This is a genomic window from Streptomyces sp. NPDC057654, from assembly GCF_042800135.1.
Taxonomy (GTDB): domain Bacteria; phylum Actinomycetota; class Actinomycetes; order Streptomycetales; family Streptomycetaceae; genus Streptomyces.
Window position 1 is genome coordinate 1 of sequence record NZ_JBHVHQ010000907.1, and the last position, 3406, is coordinate 3406.

At 70.2% G+C, this 3406-nt stretch carries 5 protein-coding genes; 3 read left to right on the plus strand and 2 right to left on the minus strand.

Annotated features, from left to right (window positions below):
* Positions 1-156: 156 nt before the first annotated feature.
* Positions 157-906, plus strand: coding sequence for a phosphotransferase family protein (locus tag ACFU99_RS38065; RefSeq protein WP_384401599.1), 750 nt, complete (start codon positions 157-159; stop codon positions 904-906).
* Positions 907-964: 58 nt separating this feature from the next.
* On the opposite strand, the gene ACFU99_RS38070 is transcribed toward ACFU99_RS38065, so the two are convergent.
* Positions 965-1495, minus strand: a complete 531-nt coding sequence (locus tag ACFU99_RS38070; RefSeq protein ID WP_384401602.1) for a flavodoxin family protein — start codon at positions 1493-1495, stop codon at positions 965-967.
* A 121-nt stretch (positions 1496-1616) separates the two neighbouring features.
* Here ACFU99_RS38070 and ACFU99_RS38075 point away from each other — a divergent pair, with 121 nt between their 5' ends.
* Positions 1617-1745: a hypothetical protein gene (locus ACFU99_RS38075; protein ID WP_384401604.1), complete on the plus strand. Its 129-nt coding sequence runs from the start codon at positions 1617-1619 to the stop codon at positions 1743-1745.
* 113 nt (positions 1746-1858) lie between these two features.
* On the opposite strand, the gene ACFU99_RS38080 is transcribed toward ACFU99_RS38075, so the two are convergent.
* Positions 1859-2800 carry an alpha/beta hydrolase gene (locus ACFU99_RS38080; RefSeq protein WP_384401607.1) on the minus strand — a complete coding sequence of 314 codons (942 nt, stop codon included), beginning with the start codon at positions 2798-2800 and terminating at the stop codon, positions 1859-1861.
* A 138-nt stretch (positions 2801-2938) separates the two neighbouring features.
* Between ACFU99_RS38080 and ACFU99_RS38085 the strand changes: the two genes are divergently transcribed.
* The gene (locus ACFU99_RS38085; protein WP_384401610.1) at positions 2939-3355 is read left to right on the plus strand and encodes a MerR family transcriptional regulator; all 417 of its coding nucleotides are present in this window, start codon (positions 2939-2941) and stop codon (positions 3353-3355) included.
* Positions 3356-3406: the final 51 nt, after the last annotated feature.

Here is a 3406-nt window from a genome sequence, read left to right on the forward strand (position 1 = left end):
CCCCCACCCATCGCGGCAGCAGCCAGCGCCCTGGACCCGAAGGGTCCGAGACGAAACCCGCACCCACCCACACCGAATACCGCCCCACCCAGCAACACGCGACAGCCCCCATAAACCCCGCGACATCGGCGATCAGCCCCCGGATACTGATCTTCCATGGATGAGGTCAAAGTCGTCGTAGCCCATTCCGAGCGTGCGACGTTGCGCGTCGGCGACGTGTTCCTGAAGGTGGACGCCGATCAGGAGCGGCTCGATGTCGAGGTCGAGGCGATGGCTTTGGCGCCGGTGCCGACCCCGGAGGTCCTGTGGCGCAAGCCGCCCGTGCTGGCGATCGCCGCGGCGGAGGGGACGGCGCTCGGCCGTCTCGGCGAGCCGTCTGCCGCGTCACCCGCGGCATGGGCCGCAGCGGGTGCTGCCATTCGGACGTTGCACGACGCGCCGTTGCCGCCCTGGCCCGGCCGGCACGGTCGGGGCCTCGAAGAGTTTGCGGCGGAGCTCGACGACGAGTGCGAGCGGCTCGTGACGAACGACGTTCTGCCCGCCGACCTGGTCGCCCGCAACCACCAGATCGCCCAGGCCGCGCTCCAGCCCCGGACCCCGGTGTTCGCGCACGGTGACCTCCAGATCGCGCACGTCTTCATCGACAGCGCCGACAAGGTCACAGCCATCATCGACTGGTCCGAGGCCGGCCAGGGCGACGCCCTGTTCGACCTCGCCACCTTGACGCTCGGGTACGAGAAGCACCTCGGCGACGTCATCGCGGGCTACGGCACCGACGTCGACCTCGACGCCATCCGCGGGTGGTGGGCACTGCGCAGCCTGGTGGTGGTTCGCTGGCTGGTCGAGCACGGGTTCGACCCGTTTGCGCCGGGCTGCGAAGTCGACGTGCTGAAGTCCCTGATGTGAGGCGAGGCCACGGGCTCGAACCGGCTCGAACCGGCCCGAACCGGCAGGTCCGGCGCGCTCAGGCGTCCCCGCCGCCCACCCTCCCCGCGAACTCCCGAGCCGCGGCCAAGTCCCCGGCGTTCGGCCGTCGCCGATTGATGCCGCCTACGAGCTTGAAGGGCGCCCACGTGTCGTAACCCCGGCACGAGAAACTCCCCGCGACCTCGCCCTCGCCCTCACCCTCGCCCGAGCCCGCGACCTCGAACCCCTTGCTCTCCAGCACTCGCCCCAGCGGACGAGCGAACGGCACCAACGGCAGTCCCGGCAACCCGCTGGTCGCGAACACGAACGCCCGCCCCCACCGCGTCGCGGAAGGACCGGGCAACCCCTTCACGAATCCCGTCAGCCGCGGATGCAGCCGCCCGTAGAAGACCCCCGACCCGAACCCCACCACATCCGCCTCGCCCAACTCCCCCAGGTCGGCCTCCTCAGGAGTGACGACCTTCGCCCCCAGCACCTCGGCCATGCTGTCGGCGACCCGCCGCGTGTTGCCGTGCGACACCGATACGCACACGATGACGGCCTTCACCATCACCACTCCTTTCGCCATCCGCTTTCTCCAGCTTCCGCACTCCTGACAGCGCAGCGACGCCGAACGTGACAGCGGCCCTCAAGCCCGCCCCTCCCCCTCCCCCGCCTCGCCTCTGCCCCGCCCTGCGGGCAGGGTCGCGGTGGCCGCCCCAGAGGCCGACGACGCGCTCACCGCCGATGTCGACGACCAGCGAGGCTCCGACCTCCTCGCCCGCACGCAGTCCCAGCTCTGCTGCAACGCGACCCGTACGGCGTCGAAACGGGGCTGACTGGTGCCGTGGGCCCCGGCCCTGACCGGTGCCTTTCTCCCGACGTGTCGGGGGACTTCTTCCGGAACGGTCCGCGATGGACCGGTACAAACCGAGCCTCCCGCCAAACGGCCTCATCCCGCCGGAAGGTGCTCCTCAGCGAAGGCCACAAGATCGGCGACCGCCTTGTCCGCGGCCGGGTGATGCCCGACGACCAGGTGCCACACGTGCCCCATCCCCGGCGCGACGTCCAGGCGCACCGCCACGGAGTCGTCGGCCAGCTTCGCCGCCAGCCGGATGGCGTCGCTGAGCATCACCTCGTGCCCCCCGATCTGGATCAGTACCGGCGGCAGTCCGCGGGTGTCGGCGAAGACCGGCGAGGCCAGCGGGCTGCTCTGCGGGGCGTTGCCGAGGGCGATGTCCGCGGCCTGGCGCAGCCCCGCGCGGCTTACGGACGGGTCGACGCCGTCGAGCGTGACCATCGAGGCCCCGGTGTGTTCGAGGTTGGCCCAGGGTGAGATGGCGATCGAGGCGGCCGGCAGCTCAAGCCCCAGGTCACGGGCGGCGACCAAAGCGCTGACCGCCATCGCGCCACCGGCGGAGTCACCCGCGACCACGACGTTTTCCGGTGCGACGCCCTGCGCCAGGAGCCAGCGGTAGGCCGTCACGGAGTCGTCGACGGCGGCGGGGAAGACCGCTTCGGGCGCGAGCCGGTAGTCCGGTACGAGGACGCGGGCGCGCAGCCGCCGGGCGAGGGTCCCGGTCAGGCCGCGGTACCCCTGCGGGTCTCCCGCGACGTAGCCGCCGCCGTGCAGGTAGACCATGTACCGGCCGGGGACGGCGTTCTCGGGGACCGCGATTTCGGCGGGCACCCCGTCCGCGTCCACGGACTCGAAGGTCACGCCCTCCGGCGGCGGGAACGACTCCTGGAAGAACTTCCGGTAGCCGAGCCGGACGGTCTCCACGCTCTCGGCCCCCTCTCCGGCGACCGCGCCGAAGACGAGGCCGCTCTGCCGGGCCCACTCCTCGTAGAAGGCGGGGACATCGAACGAAGCCGTGGAAGCTATGGAAGCCATGGGAGAACTCCTCATCACAGGTGTCAGCGGCTGCGTTCCAACCGCCGATTGCTCTGCGAGTCTCCGACCCTCACATTGATGTGAAGGTCAAACGGACGGCCGCGCCACCCCGCCCGGCGCTGTCCTAGGCTCGGTCCCATGAAGATCGGAGAGCTGGCAGAGCGCACCGGAGCCTCCCGACGGCTGCTGCGCTATTACGAGGAACAGCAGCTCATCTCGCCCGGCCGCTCCGACAACGGCTACCGCGACTACGCGGAATTCCACGTGGGCCGCGTCGTACAGATCAAGGGACTGCTCGACGCCGGACTGCCCACCCGAATCATCCGCCAGATCCTGCCGTGCCTGGACCAGCCCAGGAGCATCTACTTCGACGACCTGACCCCGGAAATGGTCGACATCCTGGAACGCGAACACGACCACCTGACCGAGCGCATCGACTGCCTGACCCGCAACCGCGACTCGATCGCCGACTACCTGGACACGGTCCGCAGAATGAAGACGGCCGACGCCACGGCCGGCCCCACGGCCGACAGCACGACCGACCGCGCCGCTTGAAGCTCCGACGCCGATGCCGATGCAGTAGTAGTGGAGTGTAGTTATCTGTTT

What these genes read in the sequence shown, in the direction of transcription:
- ACFU99_RS38065 (WP_384401599.1), top strand. Translation starts at nt 157, where the DNA reads ATGGATGAGGTCAAAGTCGTCGTAGCCCATTCCGAGCGTGCGACGTTG.
- ACFU99_RS38070 (WP_384401602.1), bottom strand. Translation starts at nt 1,495, where the DNA reads ATGGCGAAAGGAGTGGTGATGGTGAAGGCCGTCATCGTGTGCGTATCG.
- ACFU99_RS38080 (WP_384401607.1), bottom strand. Translation starts at nt 2,800, where the DNA reads ATGGCTTCCATAGCTTCCACGGCTTCGTTCGATGTCCCCGCCTTCTAC.
- ACFU99_RS38085 (WP_384401610.1), top strand. Translation starts at nt 2,939, where the DNA reads ATGAAGATCGGAGAGCTGGCAGAGCGCACCGGAGCCTCCCGACGGCTG.